This window comes from Marinicellulosiphila megalodicopiae (genome assembly GCF_045862395.1).
GTDB lineage: Bacteria > Pseudomonadota > Gammaproteobacteria > Pseudomonadales > Natronospirillaceae > Marinicellulosiphila > Marinicellulosiphila megalodicopiae.
Window position 1 is genome coordinate 2,625,484 of record NZ_AP023087.1, and the last position, 19,263, is coordinate 2,644,746.

The 19,263-nt window shown below is 36.0% G+C and carries 9 protein-coding genes; 4 read left to right on the forward strand and 5 right to left on the reverse strand.

Annotation, left to right across the window (positions count from 1 at the left end; translation table 11 throughout):
* Positions 1 to 16: 16 nt before the first annotated feature.
* From TYM08_RS11310 to TYM08_RS11320, 3 genes are read right to left on the reverse strand one after another with little or no spacing between them, the layout of a single operon-like run.
* Positions 17 to 2,359: a transglycosylase domain-containing protein gene (locus TYM08_RS11310; RefSeq protein ID WP_422379254.1), complete on the reverse strand. Its 2,343-nt coding sequence runs from the start codon at positions 2,357 to 2,359 to the stop codon at positions 17 to 19.
* Positions 2,343 to 8,126, reverse strand: coding sequence for an alpha-2-macroglobulin family protein (locus tag TYM08_RS11315; protein WP_422379255.1), 5,784 nt, complete (start codon positions 8,124 to 8,126; stop codon positions 2,343 to 2,345). Before TYM08_RS11315 ends, TYM08_RS11310 begins: the two co-directional genes overlap by 17 nt.
* 1 nt (position 8,127) lies before the next feature.
* Positions 8,128 to 13,263 carry a hypothetical protein gene (locus tag TYM08_RS11320; protein WP_422379256.1) on the reverse strand — a complete coding sequence of 1,712 codons (5,136 nt, stop codon included), beginning with the start codon at positions 13,261 to 13,263 and terminating at the stop codon, positions 8,128 to 8,130.
* A gap of 79 nt (positions 13,264 to 13,342) precedes the next feature.
* On the opposite strand from TYM08_RS11320, the gene TYM08_RS11325 reads away from it, so the two are divergent.
* From TYM08_RS11325 to TYM08_RS11335, 3 genes are all read left to right on the forward strand, one after another.
* Complete coding sequence (locus tag TYM08_RS11325; RefSeq protein WP_422379257.1) at positions 13,343 to 13,702, forward strand: response regulator; 360 nt, start codon at positions 13,343 to 13,345, stop codon at positions 13,700 to 13,702.
* Positions 13,703 to 13,782: 80 nt separating this feature from the next.
* Positions 13,783 to 14,796: a class II fructose-bisphosphatase gene (gene glpX / locus TYM08_RS11330; RefSeq protein WP_422379258.1), complete on the forward strand. Its 1,014-nt coding sequence runs from the start codon at positions 13,783 to 13,785 to the stop codon at positions 14,794 to 14,796.
* A gap of 326 nt (positions 14,797 to 15,122) precedes the next feature.
* The gene (locus tag TYM08_RS11335) at positions 15,123 to 15,974 is read left to right on the forward strand and encodes a transglutaminase family protein (protein WP_422379259.1); all 852 of its coding nucleotides are present in this window, start codon (positions 15,123 to 15,125) and stop codon (positions 15,972 to 15,974) included.
* Positions 15,975 to 16,162: 188 nt separating this feature from the next.
* Here TYM08_RS11335 and TYM08_RS11340 read toward each other — a convergent pair whose 3' ends face one another.
* Both TYM08_RS11340 and TYM08_RS11345 read right to left on the reverse strand, forming a co-directional pair.
* The gene (locus tag TYM08_RS11340) at positions 16,163 to 16,606 is read right to left on the reverse strand and encodes a hypothetical protein (RefSeq protein ID WP_422379260.1); all 444 of its coding nucleotides are present in this window, start codon (positions 16,604 to 16,606) and stop codon (positions 16,163 to 16,165) included.
* A 516-nt stretch (positions 16,607 to 17,122) separates the two neighbouring features.
* Positions 17,123 to 17,779 carry a glutathione S-transferase N-terminal domain-containing protein gene (locus TYM08_RS11345; protein WP_422379261.1) on the reverse strand — a complete coding sequence of 219 codons (657 nt, stop codon included), beginning with the start codon at positions 17,777 to 17,779 and terminating at the stop codon, positions 17,123 to 17,125.
* 348 nt (positions 17,780 to 18,127) lie between these two features.
* Between TYM08_RS11345 and TYM08_RS11350 the strand changes: the two genes are divergently transcribed.
* A complete protein-coding gene (locus TYM08_RS11350; RefSeq protein ID WP_422379262.1) occupies positions 18,128 to 19,165 on the forward strand; it encodes a PstS family phosphate ABC transporter substrate-binding protein in 1,038 nt (345 codons plus the stop codon).
* Positions 19,166 to 19,263: the final 98 nt, after the last annotated feature.

The window sequence follows — 19,263 nt, forward strand, 5'->3', positions numbered from 1 at the left end:
CTGTTTTTAAAATCCTTTATTGAATAATCGTTACTCTTCTAACTTCAGACTTCTCTGGAGAATTAGGCACCCCTATTTGCACATCATACACTCCAGGTATTAATTCAAAATTAATCGTGTAAGGATAACTTGCCGTTTGATACACTTCAGAATTCACATACCAAACAATCTGCTCCAATCTTGGTGAAACCTGCGCTTTGAATTGAGTAAACTGCATAGATTTTGGCATTTCAGGATTCATTATGAGAATTGAATCGCTCTTTGGCTGTCTGATATCAAATTTTATTTTTGTCTGATCACTTAAAAACTCACCTTGATTACCCTGCAAATGTTTTAACTGTGAATACTGGTTATGACTAGACAGCCATAAATCATAACGCGCAGGCAAATTCACTTTTAATGATTGTGATTGATCTTCATTTAGCACTTTTTCAAAACTATGATCAAACTCAGTAGGAATTTGAGAAGGCAACATCCACTCTTGCGTTTTACTTGGACAATTTTTTGATGCAAGCAATCCAGAGACAGAACACAGTAAAACCGATTGATAGCCTTTAGGTGTCACAAACTCATCTGAAGCGGTGGATGTATCTTGAAGCGACAACAACACATCTTTTGCTAATACTGCAGCACTTGCGCTACCACTTAAACCATCCATACTTGTCATGTTTGCATTGCCTACCCATGCCGCAACAATGTATTTTTTTGAATAAGCAACCGTCCAAGCATCTTTAAAATGTTGCGAAGTACCTGTTTTTACTGCCACGTCATAAGGGTATTCACTGGTCCCCATTCTTGGAAACGTGGGAAGTCTTGCCTGTGAATCACTTAAAAATAATGAAATTAAATCCCCTACCTGCTCACTTAGAATCTTAACCTTATGCGGATTTTGCCATTCAAACCACTTTAACGCTTGGTAATGCCCTTTTTGAGAGTAAACACTGTATGAGTTAATCAACTCCTCTAACGTCACAGACATCGACCCAATCGCAATGGCGTTACCATAAAAACTAGAAGGCTGATTATTTTGATGCAACTGCAATTCACTTAAAAACGAGTAAACACGACTTAAGCCAATTTGGTTCGTTAAATTGACGACAGGCACATTTCTAGAATTTGACAGTGCCTGTCTTGGTAGCATCGGTCCTAAAAACTGATAGTCGGCATTTCTAATTAATGTTTCTGAATTCGGCAAATCATCCAAAACCGTTGCAGGAGTAATAATATTTTGATCAAGCGCCATGGCATAAATATGCGGTTTTAATGTGCTTCCTGGTGAGCGTTTAACTTGAGTGTAATCAATTTTGCCAAACTGCTGATCATTAGAATAATCATCCGAACCTAACCAAGCTTTCACCTGCAAATTAGATTGATCTAAAACAATAATCGCAACGTTACTGGCGCCTTTAGCGCGAAACCAATTGATATATTGCGATGACACATCATTTACTTTTTTTTGAATCGCCAAATCCAAAGAAGAAACCAACAACGGCTGTTTTTTGATTGTATCGTCTAAATTTATTGCATTATTTTCTAACAGCTTCTGGACATGCAAAATAGCATGCATAGCCAACAACGGTCTATTTTCTGACTCAGGTGGTAAAATTTGTTCAATCTGAATCATAGCCAATTCATATTGAACTTCATCAATTAATTGTTGTTGATGCAGATACAACAAAATTGATTTGCCGCGTTTAATTGCTCTTTGACGGGAGGTGTATCTCAACGGATTCATTAATGTAGGGTTTTGCGGAATTGCAGCTAACAAAGCAATTTGCGCCCAACTTAAATCAGCAGTTGTTTTATTGAAGTATTTTCTTGAAGCGTATTGCGCGCCGTGAATTTGATTGGCATAGGGTACAATTTTTAAATACTGATCTAACACAGCATCTCTTCCATAACGCTGTGTCATAATAATTGCTGCGACCGCTTCAATTAATTTATTCCAATAATTTCGTTCAGCTGGATTCTGGCCACGCACAACTTGCATGGTAATGGTAGACGCACCAGAAATACGCTGTGCATTTATTAGATTTTGCCAAAATGCTCGAATAACTGCAGAAAAATCCACACCAACATGGGAATAAAAATCACGGTCTTCCAAGGCTAATGTCGCATCAACAAATCGCTTGGGCAGTTGATCATGAAACCAATACCCGTACCCTTTAGATTCACCTTGATGCTTTGATTCAAATTGCGCTAAAAAATTTTCATTGGTATCAAGCAACAACACACTTGGCTCATAAGCTATTAATGTAGACTTTGGCCAAGCCTGTATAACCACAACCAAAATAAAAACTATGAAACTTATAATCAAATAAGCACATAGTTTTAAAAAGTTTTTATTGATCCAACGCATTGATTACAACTTTTGCACCAAATGATTGAGCCCATACTCCATCGTTATACATCATTTGAACATTGGCAGGGGGTTGAGTAAATTCACCTTGAGTTGTCGCTCTAACTCTAAAGAAGAAATCAAAACTGCCTTTTGGTAATTGATCATAATAATAGGACACTGAATCATCTAAATATTGCACATAGGATGGTTTTAAAGTGATTTGTCCACTTGGTTTAGCGTCAGAACTTGAAATATTTAATTCAGGATTTAAAGGCTCAAATCCAGCAGCAATTGGAATTTGAATCGCCACCTGAACTCTATTTTCTGGATTAATAATTTGAACATGCTCTTCAATCACCTCACCTAATGAAATATTTAATTGTTGCCCTACCTGATCAATTGGAATTTTTTTATTATCTTTAACTGCAATCCAATTACGATCAATCACAAAACCTTGATTAACATTTGCTGCAACTGAACCACTTAATTTAGGCATATACTGCCTAACTAATTTAACAGTCACTTCAAAGTCATTTGGATTAGTTATTTTAATTTGATTATTATCAGTGACACGTAAACTATCCATTGTAATCACTTCAACAGACTTACCATCAACCATTAACTCAAAAGCAGAATCATTCACTTTGTTTTGCTTAATCCATGTAATAAGCGCATCTAAAGCCGTGGCATTAGCACGAGTACTGCCCCACCCTTGTGTTGAAGATAAATTAAACAAACCATCTAACAAAACTTTCACTCTAGGATGATTCGGATTCACATTAATTAATGCTTGTAAGCTTGAAGCTAATGTTTGAGTGTCACTTGGTAATATTAAATCTTGGCTAATTTGTGAAGATTGAAATCCTGACCACACCTCTTCATTTTGATATAAAGTAAACACCATATCATCCCACAAACTTTGTTCGATTGAAGCATCCATTTTAGCTTGCTTAGAGGATAACACTTGTAGCAATAAAGCTTTTGCCTGTGTATTCATAAATTGAGCATTACGCATTAATTCTGCCACATAACTGTCATCAAGTTGACCCACTTGTTTTAATGTTAACAGCGACATCACACGCTCTGAATACTCTTCACCCGTTATAAAATAAGCATAATCTTTTCTAAGTGAACGTTTTAAACTATCAATTAATTGGCGTTTAAATGCTTTATCAACATTAAAACCAACTTGTTCAGCTTGATGCATAAATCGCACAGAGATCGAAGTTAAAAATACATAACCGGTTGACCCTGGCCAAAAACCAATTAAACCATTCTCGTCTTTAGCAGTTTTAATCCAATCTAATGTTTGATTCACAATATCATCAGTTTGTTTGTCAGACTGTCCTGTATTTAACCAATCAAATTGTTTGTATGATAAAACCGATTGCGCCTTGCTGATTCTTTGCTCAGTACAGCCATAAGGATATTGAATCAAATAAGATAACGCCGATTGTAACGATAATAATCGCTCGTCCTGAGTGATATATAATGCGCCTTTCAAAGTTTGCTCACGCACTTCAGATTGAATAGCTTCAATCACTTTAGTCTCATTTGGTTTTAAAGTAATCAGCTGTTGCTCAGTTACCATTTTTTGATCAGACAAAATCGGCAACGAAACTTTAAAGGCGTCTTTTGCTTTATCTTTTATACGCGCGACTGCAACTTGAAAGTCTGCAGTTTGTTTGGATTCAAGATTTAACTTTGTGGGTATGGCAACATCAAAATTCAACGCAACAGGTGTATTACTTGGCAATACGAATTCTTGAGTATCCTCTGATTTTAAATCGACATTATTAACTTTAATATTTGCAACAGAATCCCCTGAGGTATTATCAATCACTCGAGCAATCGCTTTGGCAACAAATGCATCACCTAATCGAACAAATCTTGGTAACGCTGGCTGCACCAAAACAGGTAACTTAACCGCCACCTCACTTTTCGCAACACCAAATAATTGATCGCCACTTTCTACTTTTGCACGAATTTTAAATTTGGTTAAATTATCAGGCATCATTATTTTAACGGTTGCTTGACCGGATTGATCAACAGAAATCACATCGTAAAATGCCACATCTTTGAAATTTTTTCTTACAGTTACATTATCAGTTAGTGCCTTTTTTTCTTTTGCCATATCGCTCATGGCCAATCCACCACCAACTTTTGTATCTAAAGGTATAAAACCAAACCCAAGATTTCGAGTATCGGTTATGGACATATAACTGTCTCGATACATAATAAAATCATCAATAATACTCAATCGTTGCTCGTTGCCTAAACTCAGCACTGCTTGATCAACTAACCATAACGTCACTTCTGCTGAAATCGGCTGGTCTTTATAATCTGATAAATTAATTTTAATTTCTAACTCTTCACCAGGTTGTTTTTGTTCAGCATGATCTAATTCAACGTTAATTAGATTATTAATAGGTGAAACATTAATCCATTTAGTAGACGCTACGGTTGTAGGTTTACCTAAATCCATTCTGGCTTGTACATTAAAATTACCTTGTCTTCCACGCCATAATAAAAAATGGACAGGTAACTTCGGCATAAATTGCTCTTCAATTTTTAATTCTAATGATGCTTTGCCATTTACAATTTCAATTAATTCATAATCAAACCCAAGCGGTTTTTCAATCACAGCCATCGCCATCGCATTTTGAAATGGACTTTCCAATATCATAGTTGCCACTTCGCCTGGATTATATTGGCTCTTATCTAAACTTACTGTAAATACATCACTTGGTGGTTTAGACCACGTCACTGCCTGAGATCCATCAACAAAAAAGTCAAGCGCAATTTCTTGTCGTCTGCCCAATTTATCAGAAGTAGACACCTCTAAAACATACACACCGGCTTGCTCTAAAGTGACAGGTAATTTTAAAATGTCATTTAAACTAACTAACGTATCTTCGTACACAGTTGATTCACTGACTTGAGTAATATATTTGGCCTCACCATTTGAAAAATCTGTTGCTTGTAAATGAGACTGCCAAACACGTTTAATTAATCGCACTTGCATTTTTTGCCCTTCAATTATTTTACCTTGGTAATCAAGGGCAATTAAATCAGCAAAATATTCACCTGTTTTTTCAAAATATCGATCAACTTTTAAACCCAATACTAAAGGTGGCACTGCATTCACTTTTTGCGTATTGGTCACTTGTTGTAAATCAATATCCGTCACGGTCGCTTCAATCACATAACTTCTTGGATTTAATGACGCTTCTATAGTGGGATCAATACTTAATTTTGCTGAACCGGTTTGATCAGTTTTATCAGTTAAATAAATATTGGAACTGGCTCTAAATGCATTTCGACCACTAAAACGACTATCCGATGAAAATGAAAAGTCTTTAAATTCTGTAGTTTTAGGAGTCCAAGTATAAGGCACTTGCGTTACTTTCCACGAAATCTGTTGATCAACTACCTGACCTCCCGCGTAATATTCTGCAATGGCTTCAACTTCAAATTCTTTATCTAACGCAACCACGTCATCACCATGAATTTGTACTTCAAATTTCGGTACTTTATACGCTTCTTTTTTAAAACTCACTTGGCCACAGTTTTGATAGCCAAAACGATAAGTTGCACTGTAATAACCAGTTGGTAAATCATCATCTTCAAAAATTTGTCTTAAATCCTTTGAGTTATTCGCTTCAATTTCAAACAACCATTCACGTCCACTAGGACCATTAACCACAAGGTGACCTTTAGGATTTTTTTTGCTAAGTTTCAAAGTTTGTAAATCATACCAACGCACATAACCATTTAAATACACTTTATCTTCAGGCTTATATACTGGTCGCTCCGTATATAAATGACACACATAACGCCCATTCTCATCGGTAGGCGCTCGATAATAACTTAACCAGTCAAGCCATCCATATTGTGTTTGCCATACCGCGTTTTTATATTTGTTAGGGGCATTATTTGGATTTAAAACTAAATTATCTTGACCAGATGAAATTGAAATTCTATCTAATTGTGACTGTCTGGCAATATCCCAATGATTCAACGTAGCCATACCATTTTCATCGGTAATTAATGTGGCTAATGTCGATCTGGTTGCTGCATTGCCTACACGTCCATCAATATCAATTACTGCAGATTTAATTGGTAATCCTGAATTTAATGAGGTCACTAAAAATTTAACTTTATTTTTTTCCTCAAACACGGATAACGATAAATCAGTCACCTGTACTCTTACCCAGCTTCTAGATTCGCTTTGATCTAACGTTCTGACACCCACCAAATATGAACCCGGTTGATTTGCGCCATAAATTCGAGCTAAGTGTTTTGAAATATCTAATCCAAAAGACACTTCTTGACCTTTTTCAATGGGTAAATTTACAATTTCAGAAATAACTGGTGAACCCAATTCTTTAATTTTTAACGCTAATCCATTTGAAGTAATAGACGAAGTGGATTTTGCATTATCATCACTTAACTCACCAGGTCCTGCTGGTCTTGTAGATTCATTAACTACAATAGGTCGATCATCAAACGGCCAAAAGTTATAATCTAACGCATCAATTGGGTAGATTCTTAAATCTACTTTTTCAAAACCTCTGCCGGACATAGGTAGCATTTGAGGCCCAAACACTTCCATAATTCCATCGCCTTGTTTCCATGATAGAAAAGATGATTTTTTAGGAAAGTGAACAAAAAAATGATTGCTGTTTTCTAAATTTAGCGTTTGTTTATTTTGGCTTTTAATGTTACTTGGCACGACTTCAATTTCGTATAACTGCTCAGTTTTAAAATTAGCGTATACATATAAGTTTTGTCCCGATTGGCTAATTTCTAATCCTTCTACCATCGGTCTGATTCTTATTAAGTTTTTAACATCCACTATCGATAATGGATCAATTGGTGCGCTAAATTCAAAATTCAAATAGGGTTTATTGGTCCCATAAGCATTTTCACACAACAACGCCTGAGCTTGGCTATAAGATATGGAATGAGCATTAAAAGGTAATAAATGATACGCACAACCGGCTTGAGTTAATTGAAACTCCAATTGAGTTTGAAATTGATAACTGACAAAAGAATGATCCAGCGTTTCATTTTTACCTAATTGAATGTGCAACGTGACTTTAAATCCAGAGTGAATGGTTTGATTTAAAGTGACAATAAATCTGTGTCTATCATTTTTATTTTTGTTCTGAATTTTTTTGATTGTAAAATCACGATAATCTAACCAAGTAGAATGCTGTGAATCAAGTGCAGGTAATGGCGTCACTTCAATTTTAAGCATATTTGCCAAATCATTTAAATCTAACGACTCGGTAAATTCCAATTCAATCTGTTCAATTTTTTCTAAATTGTTCGCACCGTCATAGGGTAATACTGAATAAGGTTTACGCATTAATGTATCAAGTACAACAGTAGTTTCATCAAACTTCCAACTGGTTTGCCTAAGCGCAGGCCATGGCTCAATCGGTTTAAATTGTAAGGTTGTATCATTTAACCATGTATACACACCAGGATGGTATGGCGACATTTCAACCCATTTTTCTGGTTGTCTTTCTTCTGTACCTGCTGTTTTACCAACTGAAGATTTGAAAAATAAAGTCACAGGGTCCCAACGTCGGACGAATTGTTCAGGGATAATATGCGCTTGATCAGGTTGTATTACTGCAACATCTTTTGTGTGATTCATACGATCAGATTGTGTTGCAAGGACATCTGTAGAAAGGGCGTCTGTAGAATATCCAATCGTACTTGAACATAATAAACACAAAGCCAATAAGCTATTTGCTAATTTAAAATTTTTCATATTATTTTACCCATCCTGCTTTTTGTTTATATTCATTAATCAAATTACTATCTATGGCATCATTTTCAGTTAATCCTAAAATGACAGGCTCAAATTGCACCGCTTGATTTGAATCATTATTTTTCACCACCACATAATAAGTCCCAGGCTTTATTGCTTGCATTAACACATTGGCTTGAACTAACAACATGCCACTTTCATCATATAATCGGCTGCCTAGTTGATCGCTGTCTGATCGATTAGCAAATCCAATCGATCCAGTATGTGTCATGTTAAATTGATATAATTGACTTTGATTTGACGCCATAACGCTTAATGGATTAACACCTTGAGCTAATATTTGCGCTTTAATCGGATTAGTAAAAATATTCGCCTCTGTTTGATTTATCGATGATTGATTAACTCGTTGCATACTGATGACAGGCACATCCTTTCCAATAAATAATGCCTTTGTTTGATAGGCATCAATCAATTCGTGTTCGATTGAACCGTTTTTGTGTATCAGCTCAACACTAATCATTTGATCCGAGGTTATCTCAAGTAACTGATTGGCCAATGCATCCACATTTAAATATTGTTTCGCATTGATTTTAAATGCATCTTTTAAATTTTGTGCCATAGCTTGCTTGCTTGGCACATCAATAAAAACAGATGACTGCCATAAAATAGTAGGGATTGTTGTTTGATGGATATACATTTTCGCATCATTTTGAATGTTAAAGGTTTTACCAAATTGCACATTCATATTTTCATCAAGCAAAATACTGTCGTGAGATATTTCAATCACTTGGCGAATAGATTTTGGATTAGTCACATCATATTCACTGGTTAATATTTTTTTCGCATCCAATCTATGAGTGTTCACTATTTCGTTTTCATCGGATAAATTGGTTTCAAAGGTTTTAATTGTCTCAATGGAAAATGGTTGTGACTGATCATTCATCGAAAATAAATATACAGCATCGGCGCCACCGGAATATAAAACCGTTTGCATATCTAAGTGGTGATAAAAACTGGCTTGAATTTTTTTATCTAAAACAAATTGAACCAATGTTTTCGCTGGCAACACAACTTGAATAGCTTCACCAGCATTGTTTAATTGATATGCCAAACTTTGATTCACATTCAATTTTGAACTTAAACGCTGTTTGAACGACTCTTTATTGGGTACATCAAATTCAAAGTGCTGTAACTTCACTAAAATTGCATAATTAGGATCTAACGCATTTTTAAGGGTTAACACCTGATCTTTTACGGGCACATTTAAAGTTGATGTCACCGCAATTGTGCCATCTATTGCCATAGTATTTTGTTTGTCTTGGGATTTTGTATCATAAAAAATACTGGCAAAATCTTGCACAACATTTGCCCTAGTTACATTTATTTTTGCTTTATCCGATAATGGCTGATTAATTAACAACGCCTTTGAGTTAGGTTTGATTTGAACTTGTCCTAAATTTTGTAGGTACTGCATTGACGCTTGTATCGAAGCATTATTAGCAGCCACCCACATCGTATTATTTTCATTGTAAATAAAACTATCACGACCAGACAATGATTGACTTACAATAAAAGAGGTCATCACATCTTGATTGAATTGATAGCCAGATAACAATACATCTTCTATTTTTGCCACATACCAATTAGATGCATTTAATATTTTTTTGCCTACTAATCCATTTTTCAAAAAGGCACTGCCATCATAAACAGGTACATCTTCAATCGTTGCTTTTAAAGCAATATTTAAAGGCTGATTCAATAAAGAAAATAATTTTAATCTTAAGGGTTTAGGTGTTTTTCTAATTGGCAATAAAATATCAATATTTTCACCTGATTGGGAAGCGACTTGTTGCCAAGAATTAAATTGCAGCTCTTCAACAACCACGTACACTGACTGTTTAGATTGTGCCACCAAATTCAATACCGAAGCATCACTTAATTCATCTAAAATCACTAATGGTAAAATGGTGCTTGCTTCATCTTTAATGATTTGATTGATCGGCAAACTTTGAGCATCACGTTCGCTCCATTTGTTTTTATCATAACGCAATGTAGTGATTTGGGCTTGACTGATTGATTGCAATTCAATTTTATACAAACCTGCATCTAACACAGAATTAATCAGTACATTCCAATTTTTTTGCGTATCGTCAAATTGACTGATTAATTGATTGTCTTCATCAAATAGTTTGGCTTTAACATCACTCATGCCATAGGTTGAAAAATTAATCTGCTCCGCTTTTGCCAATTCAAATTTAGCTTTATAGGGTAAATTCACTATTTGTTGTTGACCAAATAATAATTGAGTTGAAAACACAGAAAACTCATAACCTAATAAGTTATTTTTACCCTTCGCCATAAAACTTAATTCATACTCTCCTGCACTTAAACGTTGTTGCCAATTTTGTGTATTGTAATTTTGCTTGATATCAAATAACGCAATGTCTTTACCGGTACTTAGATTAGTTAATGCAATATTCATAGTATCGGAATATTCAAACTCTATAATAGAAGGGGTATTAAGCGTAAACTGCCAACGATCCGATAATCTTTGTCCTTGGGCATCTTCTCTTTCTAGCCAGGTGTATCGGATTTTATTAGCGGTACTCATTTGATGTATATCAATGTTTTTCACTTCATCATTTACTGAATACTCAGGCTCTTCAGGCACAGGTTCAACTAAAAGTGATGTCATTTGCTCAATGGAGTTTGGCAAAATCGTAATAATATATTTCCCTGCATTTAGCTTGATGGTTTGATCACCATATGAATACGGTTTAATGACAGGCCAACCGTCAGCATCATCTAAACGAATTTGCATAGTTTGATCCACTGCATAACTTTGTATTCTGTATCGGTCGGTTTGCTTAACATTTAATTCATATTTCAACACCTGCGTACTTTTAAGTGTCTCATAATATTTAGCATTTAATTTAATTTCACCTTTATCAATCACTTTTGAAAACGCCAGTTTCAGCCCTAAATTACCATGACTGCTGCCTTGCGTATTTACTTTTAATTGATACTCACCAGCTAATAAGTAAGGCTGAATATAAAAGTTTCGACCGGTTCCGCTATGGTTTAGATCTTGGTATTTATCGTTTAATTTATTTCGCACAACACCAGTGGTTGACAATAAACCTGTCGATTCAACGGCATACAAACCAGGTTCATCCACCTGCATTGAATAGGTTTTTCCACCATGTAAATTGATAAACGGCTGGGTGTTGACATCAATTTTGTCATAATTCACCGTTGCGTTGACTTTTAAGCGTGTTGCACTTTTTTTTGTTTGAATTTCATTACTAATAAATTTAACAGTAAATTCCACAGGCTGATTACTGGTATTTTTAAATTCTATTTTTTTGGATTGATTACTTTTAATAATCTGTTGAGACATTGAGTATTTCTTGCCATCAAGTGTGATTGACACAGATTTTTCTATACTTTGAGCTAAAACAATCTGTCCATTATGGGTAAATATTGTATCAAAGCTGATGATCTGATTAGGTGCCAATATAAGATTAAATGGTACATCTAAATTAACCGGAGATTTTCGAATATCCACACCATTGATATTGCCATTATCAAAAAGTGTCAGTCTTGATGAAGTGGACATTTTATTAATTGCAAAAAACATCTGAGCAGATGCAATTAAATTAGCAGTATTTTTATTGGCATCAAACGACTTTGACTGTCCTTCATATCCGCTATGATGAATATTTAAATCTAAAACACCTGACGCGACTGGCTCAATTGTCAGTCTATAATACCCTTTGTTTAAATCCCAAGATAAGTCAGTGGTTTTATATTGAGCATTATTTTTAGCGTTATATAATAAAAAAGGCTCAATCTTAAATTTAACCTTCAGATTATTTTTATTAGTAATATGATAAACACCAGCTTGTTCGATATTAATTAACATATCGATTTTTTTAAGCACGTTAAATTTACGGGCGTAATATTGTTCTTGATTTAATGCTATGGCTTTTACATGTACTATTTCATTTTTATGAGTTTTTGTATTGTATTGACTGATGTATCCGGTGACGTCTGCATAATCATTTGGTGAATTCGCACTCATGCTAGAGATGATATAGCTTTGGTTATAAAACTGTCCGTATTGAGATTGTGTTTTAAAATTAATCAGTTGATACGTTTGTTTCGCCATACTTTTTACGCTGATGATTTTTTTAGAATTGGCGTACACATTTAGTGACGCTACGGGGGTTTTATTAGATTGTGATATTTTTGCTCGTTCAAAATATTGGGTAAACACATCGCTTTTTTCATCCGAATAGTTTGCCACCCCCAATTCAAAATTATTATTTTTAGCTAAATTGACTTGAAAATAATCGCTACCAGTTTCAATCAAATAAAAATCTTCACCAAATGGTGACACTTCTAAGAAGTCTTTGGCATTCACATTTAAATCAGCAAAACCCTTGCGTAAATATAATGGATGACTGTCGTCTTCATTTGCCCACTTTAAACTCACCCCACCATAAGCGCTTAATCGATAGATACCTGGTTGTAAATAAACAGACAGTCTAATTCTAGTCAGCGGTTTACCTACCACAGGGTCAATAGTTTGTTTAGTAATAGTCGACTCAACCAACCATTGTCCATTTTGAAACAACTGCAAATGCTCTAAATTTCTACCTGCTGCTTCAATGTTTACCATTTGAGCTTGTTCAATATTGATCGCCCAATCATAATGTTCAGTGTCTTGAAGTTGTATTGTTTGAATTTCAGAATCTGGCAATATTAATAAATCATCCGTGTTATTAATTGCTGTAGATTGCTTAATGTCAAAATTCACTGTGTTGGTATTGCTTAAAACAGTACTAGTAAATAATTGATATTGCCCGACATCTAAAAAACCAGAATAGCGACCATCTTGTTTAGCTGCTTGCCCGTACAATTGACTCTTTCCATATTTTTTATCGTTTAAACCAAATGCCACACCTTGATCACTTTTTGCTTGAATGATGTATCGTCCAAACTGATCAATATCAACAATAGATGTCGCGTTTTTATTTGCTGGTAACACATTAGGGGTGATTTGTTGCTTTGCGCTCAGTCCAATTGAGCAAACCATAAAACATAGACCGATCAAAAATTGGGGTAATTTCATTATTTTTCCTTTAAAGGGATGGCAATTGTTCTGGTATGATAAGCCTTCCTGTTTTAAGTTCCAAGTATGAAGTTTGAATATGAATAAATGTCTAGTTGTTGATGATTTACCCTTTAACACTCAAGTGTTAAAAGCCCAGCTCACCCATTTAGGTTTGCAGGTAACCACTTGTTTTAGCGGCAAATCAGCCATTCAAGCGTGTATAGACGATCAATTCGATTGCATATTTATGGACATCACCATGCCTGATATGTCAGGCACACAAGCAGCCGAACAAATTCTGCATGCCACCACACAATTACCGCCCCCAATCATTTTTGCCCTAAGCGGACACGACGCCCCTGCTGTGATTCCAGATTGTTTTAACCTTTGGCTTACTAAACCCATCAACAAAGACCAACTTGCTAATATTGTGCTAACCCAATCATTTGAGGATTAACCGTTAAAGTTGACCTTATACATTTCTAATCAAGCCGCTTTGTTTTACAATTCGCCCTTTATTTTAATGTGAGTCAAATTATGCGTCGTGAATTAGCCTTCGAATTTTCCCGAGTAACTGAAGCTGCTGCCCTTGCAGGATATAAATGGTTAGGCCGTGGTGATAAAAACATCGCAGACGGTGCTGCCGTTGAAGCCATGCGTGCCATGCTAAACAAAATGAACATTGCTGGTGAAATCGTAATTGGTGAAGGTGAAATTGATGACGCGCCAATGCTATACATTGGTGAACAAGTAGGTTGTGACAAAAACGGTGAGCCCGTTGATATTGCAGTTGATCCAATTGAAGGCACCCGCATGACCGCCATGGGTCAATCAAATGCCGTGGCTGTTTTAGCGGCAGGTGAAAAAGGCGCGTTTTTAAAAGCCCCTGATATGTACATGGAAAAAATCGTTGCAGGTCCTGGCAGCAAAGGCGCACTGAATTTAGATATGCCCATTACCGACAACATTCGCTTGGTCGCGGCACGTTTAAATAAAGACATAAAAGACATGACGATCATCACATTAGCCAAACCGCGTCATGATGCTGTAATTAAAGAAATTCATGCATTAGGCTGTAAAGTATTTTCCATTCCTGATGGCGATGTAGCCGCATCGATCATGGCATGTATTCCAACTAGCGAAGTAGACATGATGTACTGCATCGGTGGCGCACCCGAAGGCATTATTTCTGCTGCTGTGGTTCGTGCATTAGGCGGAGACATGCAAGGTCGATTAATGTTGCGCAGCGACGCAAAAGGCCAAAGCGAAGAAAACGATCGCATGTCTGCTGATGAATTAGCGCGTTGTAAGCAAATGGGTGCGGTTCCTGGTAAATTATTAAAACTAGAAGACATGGTTCGCTCAGACAATATTGTGTTTTCAGCAACCGGTGTCACCAAAGGCGATTTATTAGAAGGCGTCACACGCCACGGTGATGTCGCAACCACCGAAACGTTATTAATCCGTGGTAAATCTCGCACCATTCGTACGATCAAATCAACGCATTTTTTATCGCGCAAAGACGATGAAATTTTAAAAGTGGTTTTATAAAAACGATTCCAGCTCAAGATAACTTAATGCCACGAATACCGTGGCATTTTTTTATCTGTCGTATGTCAACAAACGCAATTTTGCTTTTTTAAGCCTTCACTTTTTTCAACTCAATCATTCAACTCAATCATTCATCTCAATCATTCAACTCAATCATTCAACTACACAATTTTAAAGTGCATGTACGCAGCGTTTGCGGTATGGTCAATGCTGGTTTTTCCTCTCACGCTACCTATAAAATATTAGTCACTATTCAGCACAAACCGAAACCATACAAATTGGGCGTGTGTAGAATATTGAAAAGCATTAATAGGATGGAGCACGACATGCAAAGCTTTAAAATCACCCATCGCACGTACTATAATTATCCGCAACCGGTCACCTTAGGTGAACAAATTTTATTATTACGACCGCGTGAAGATCACAGCCTGCGCATTCAATCCTTTGAATTAAACATAGAACCTAAAGCCACCGTTCGTTGGCATAAAGACGTACAAAATAATTCTGTCGGAATTGCAACGTTTCACACACAAACTCAACAACTACTAATAGAAAGCCAAAGCATCGTGCAGCAATATAATCAATCGCCATTAAATTTTTTAGTGTCGGATTACGCGCAGGGGTATCCATTTACCTATTTACCCCACGATTATTTTATGTTGGCGCCCTACCTGACTCTGCCCCCAATGGATGTCATTAACGTATTAAACAAATGGATTTCGCAGTTTTGGCAAGTGGGCCAATCAATCCAAACCTATCAATTATTAGAAAAAATGGCCGAATGCATTTTTAAAAATATGCACTACAACATTCGCGAAGAACCCGGTGTGCAAACTGCGAAATACACCATTAAAGAACAGTCTGGCTCCTGTCGAGATTTTGCCTATTTATTTATGCTAAGTGCACGCTGCTTAGGATTTGCCGCTCGTTTTGTCAGTGGCTACTTATACGCGCCATTAATGTCAGACCAAGTAGGCTCGACCCATGCGTGGAGCGAAGTGTACGTACCAGGAGCAGGCTGGATTGGCTTTGACCCCACTATTGGTAAAATTGTAGGCTCCGATCACATCGCTGTGGCTGTCGCTGATTTACCAGAATCGATTCCACCTATTGGTGGCTCATTTTCAGGAGCAAAAGAATCGACTATGTCCGTTGGGGTTTGGGTGAGTCAGGTTTGATTGGTTCAGTTGGATTGGTTCAGTTGGATTGGTTCAGTTGGATTGCTTTGTTAACGGATTTTGTATTTAGAATAAAAAAAGACCACTTTTATGTGGTCTTTTTGGCTTAGTTTTTTTGATTATGATCTTGTGCACTTCCATGATCGTTGATTATTGCATCGATTTTTCTCTCAGCGCGATGTTGCTTATTATGGTTGAAGCGACTGATGAAAAAGCACAACGATATGTTTCATTTCAGTTGTAAATACACCTACATCCGTATGTACAAAATAAACAACATCGCCTTCAACAAACGCCTCTCTAATATTACACATTTTTGAAACAAGGCTATTTGAATGGGGTGGATTTTTAATAAATTCTAAGCGTTTATTAAATTCGTCTTTTGAAGCATACTCCTCTTTTACCAACGTAAATCGATATTTTGCATCAGGTATTTCTTGGCTATTGTTTATCGACTTTATGTATCTGTATTCCTGTTTTTTTGGTGCAAATCCAATTAGGCAAGTGTTTTCTCTATATGTTTTATTTTCAGTGTCTTCGTATCCCCATACATCAATATCAATTTCACCTAATGTTTCAGCATAAGATAATGAGGTAAAAATTAACATTACTAATAGAAATAAACATTTCATAATTATTGAGTCTTAACGAGGCTGTTGAAAAACAATTATAAGGGAAATCCAAGTCTTAGTTTAGAAAGTTCATCATCTAAACAGCCATTTACATTTTAGTTTCCCCATTGAGTTTATAATTTTAAAATATGGTAAATTATATTCAATGGTTTGGGTTGTACCTATCTACTTACCTGTCTACTTAACTGTCTACTTAACTGTCTACTTAACTGTCTACTTAACTGTCTACTTAACTGTCTACTTAAGCTTCCACAAAATTGATTACGATGTCACTCATTTTTCGAAAATCAACAACGTTTTTTAATGGATATGTAACTGAATGCTCAAGTTTAGTATACGCTTTGATTCGAATTGGATTTAAGCCTACATACATCATGCAACTTAATATGGTTTTCATCGAACTGAACGAATCAAGGTCGCTTAAAAATAACTTTAGGCGACATCTTTCTTGAAAAATACGGGCTGAAAATTACGGACATCCTGCATTTTTACAACTCTAAAATCAAACACTACACGTTATATTTCACTCAACACTTTCAAACCTTTTTGCACACCAGGGCGCGACGATACTTTTTCAACCCACTTATTTACAAATTCAAAGGTCGGTAAATCAAGTTGATCTGAGCCATTGTAAAATTTATCTAAACAAATCACCCAAGGCACTATTGCCATATCTGCAATGCTGTACTCGTCCCCTGCTATGAATGCATTTTTTGATAATTGCGTGTCTAGTACAGCTAATAGACGCTTGGTTTCTTTGGTATAACGCTCAATACCATATGATTGATCACCTTTGTCTGTCGCGTATTTATAAAAATGACCAAACTGTCCAAACATTGGACCCACACCACCCATTTGGAAAAATAACCACTGCATGACTTTTGCACGTTTCACAGAATCTGTTGGTAAAAACTGTCCTGTTTTTTCAGCCAAATAAAGCAAAATGGCGCCTGATTCCATCATTGCAAATGGATTACCGTTATCACCTGTTAAATCCACCAGCGCAGGAATTTTTGAATTTGGGTTAATTTTAATAAACTCCTCAGTAAACTGATCGCCCTGCATTATATTGATCAAATGCGCATCGTATTCCACTCCCATTTCTTCTAGTGCGATGGATACTTTTTGGCCGTTTGGGGTAGCTAATGAATAAAGTTGGATATTGGCAGTCATGATTAAATCTCAGATTGTTTTTAGTGAATACATTAATAGTGGTTCAAAAAAATAACTCAATGGCGATTAATTAAAGAACATCAAGAAAGTGCCAAAAGTACTCTTGTCCTTCTAAACAGCATTGGTATTGCGCATTAAATACAATAATTTGACAAACCTATTTAATCAATTTGACAAAACTATGTAATCAATTCGACATAAATCTGCAATCTTTTTGAAATATTTCAGTATTGTCACAAAACTGTCATAAAACAAACCTATGATGTCGCCAACTTAAAGCAAAGGGCAAACAAAACGCCTTTGTGATTTTTTGAAATTTAATAAAACTCTAAAACCATTGAGGTTAATATGAAATTAAAATTAGCAAGCATCAGTATCATTTTAGCAGCAAGCGCAGTGTCTTCTGTAGCTGTAGCACGTGACAATATTTGGATTGTCGGTTCTTCAACTGTTTATCCATTTGCTACCGTTGTAGCTGAAAAATTTGGCAAAGAAACAACATTTAAGACACCTTCAATTGAATCAACAGGTTCAGGCGGCGGCTTAAAAATGTTCTGTGAAGGCGTGGGTGAAAACACACCAGACATCACAAACTCATCTCGTCGCATTAAATCTTCAGAAGTTGAATTGTGTGCTAAAAATGGCATCACTGAAATCATCGAAGTAAAAGTAGGCTACGACGGCATTGCATTAGCTAACACGAAAAAAGCCGTTCGTTTTGAATTAACTCGTAAAGATATCTTTTTAGCATTGGCAAAACAGGTTCCTACTGAAAAAGAAGGGGAATTAATCGAAAACCCATACATCACTTGGAACGAAGTGAATCCTTCACTTCCAAATCAAAAAATTGAAGTATTAGGCCCACCTCCTACTTCTGGCACACGTGATGCGTTTGTTGAATTAGCAATGGAAGGCGGCTGTAAAAAGATCGCTTGGATTGCAGAACTTAAGAAAACAGACAGTTCAAAATACAAAGCAATTTGTCACGGTATCCGTGAAGATGGCCACTTTATTGAAGCGGGTGAAAACGACAATTTGATCGTTAATAAACTAGAAGCTAACCCAAATGCTTTAGGTATTTTTGGTTTTTCTTTCTTAGATCAAAACGCTGAAAAAGTTCAAGGCTCTTTAATTGATGGCGCAGCCCCTACGTTTGATAGTATCGCTGATGGTGAGTATGTGGTATCTCGTCCTTTATACTTCTATGTTAAAAAAGCACATTTAAATGTGATCCCGGGTATCTCTGAGTATTTAGCGACATTCACTGACAAAAAAGCAATGGGTGAAGAAGGCTACTTAACTGACAAAGGTATGATCCCTTTACCAGCTAGCGAATTTAAGAAAGTTCAAAACGCTGTTAAAAACCGCACAAACTTAACACTATAAACTGTCATAATTACAGTTTAGAATACGCCACTTTTGCAGCTTTTAACTCGCTCAAAGGTGGCTTTTAAGTTCTAACCCTTACTCTGCATCATTTAGCG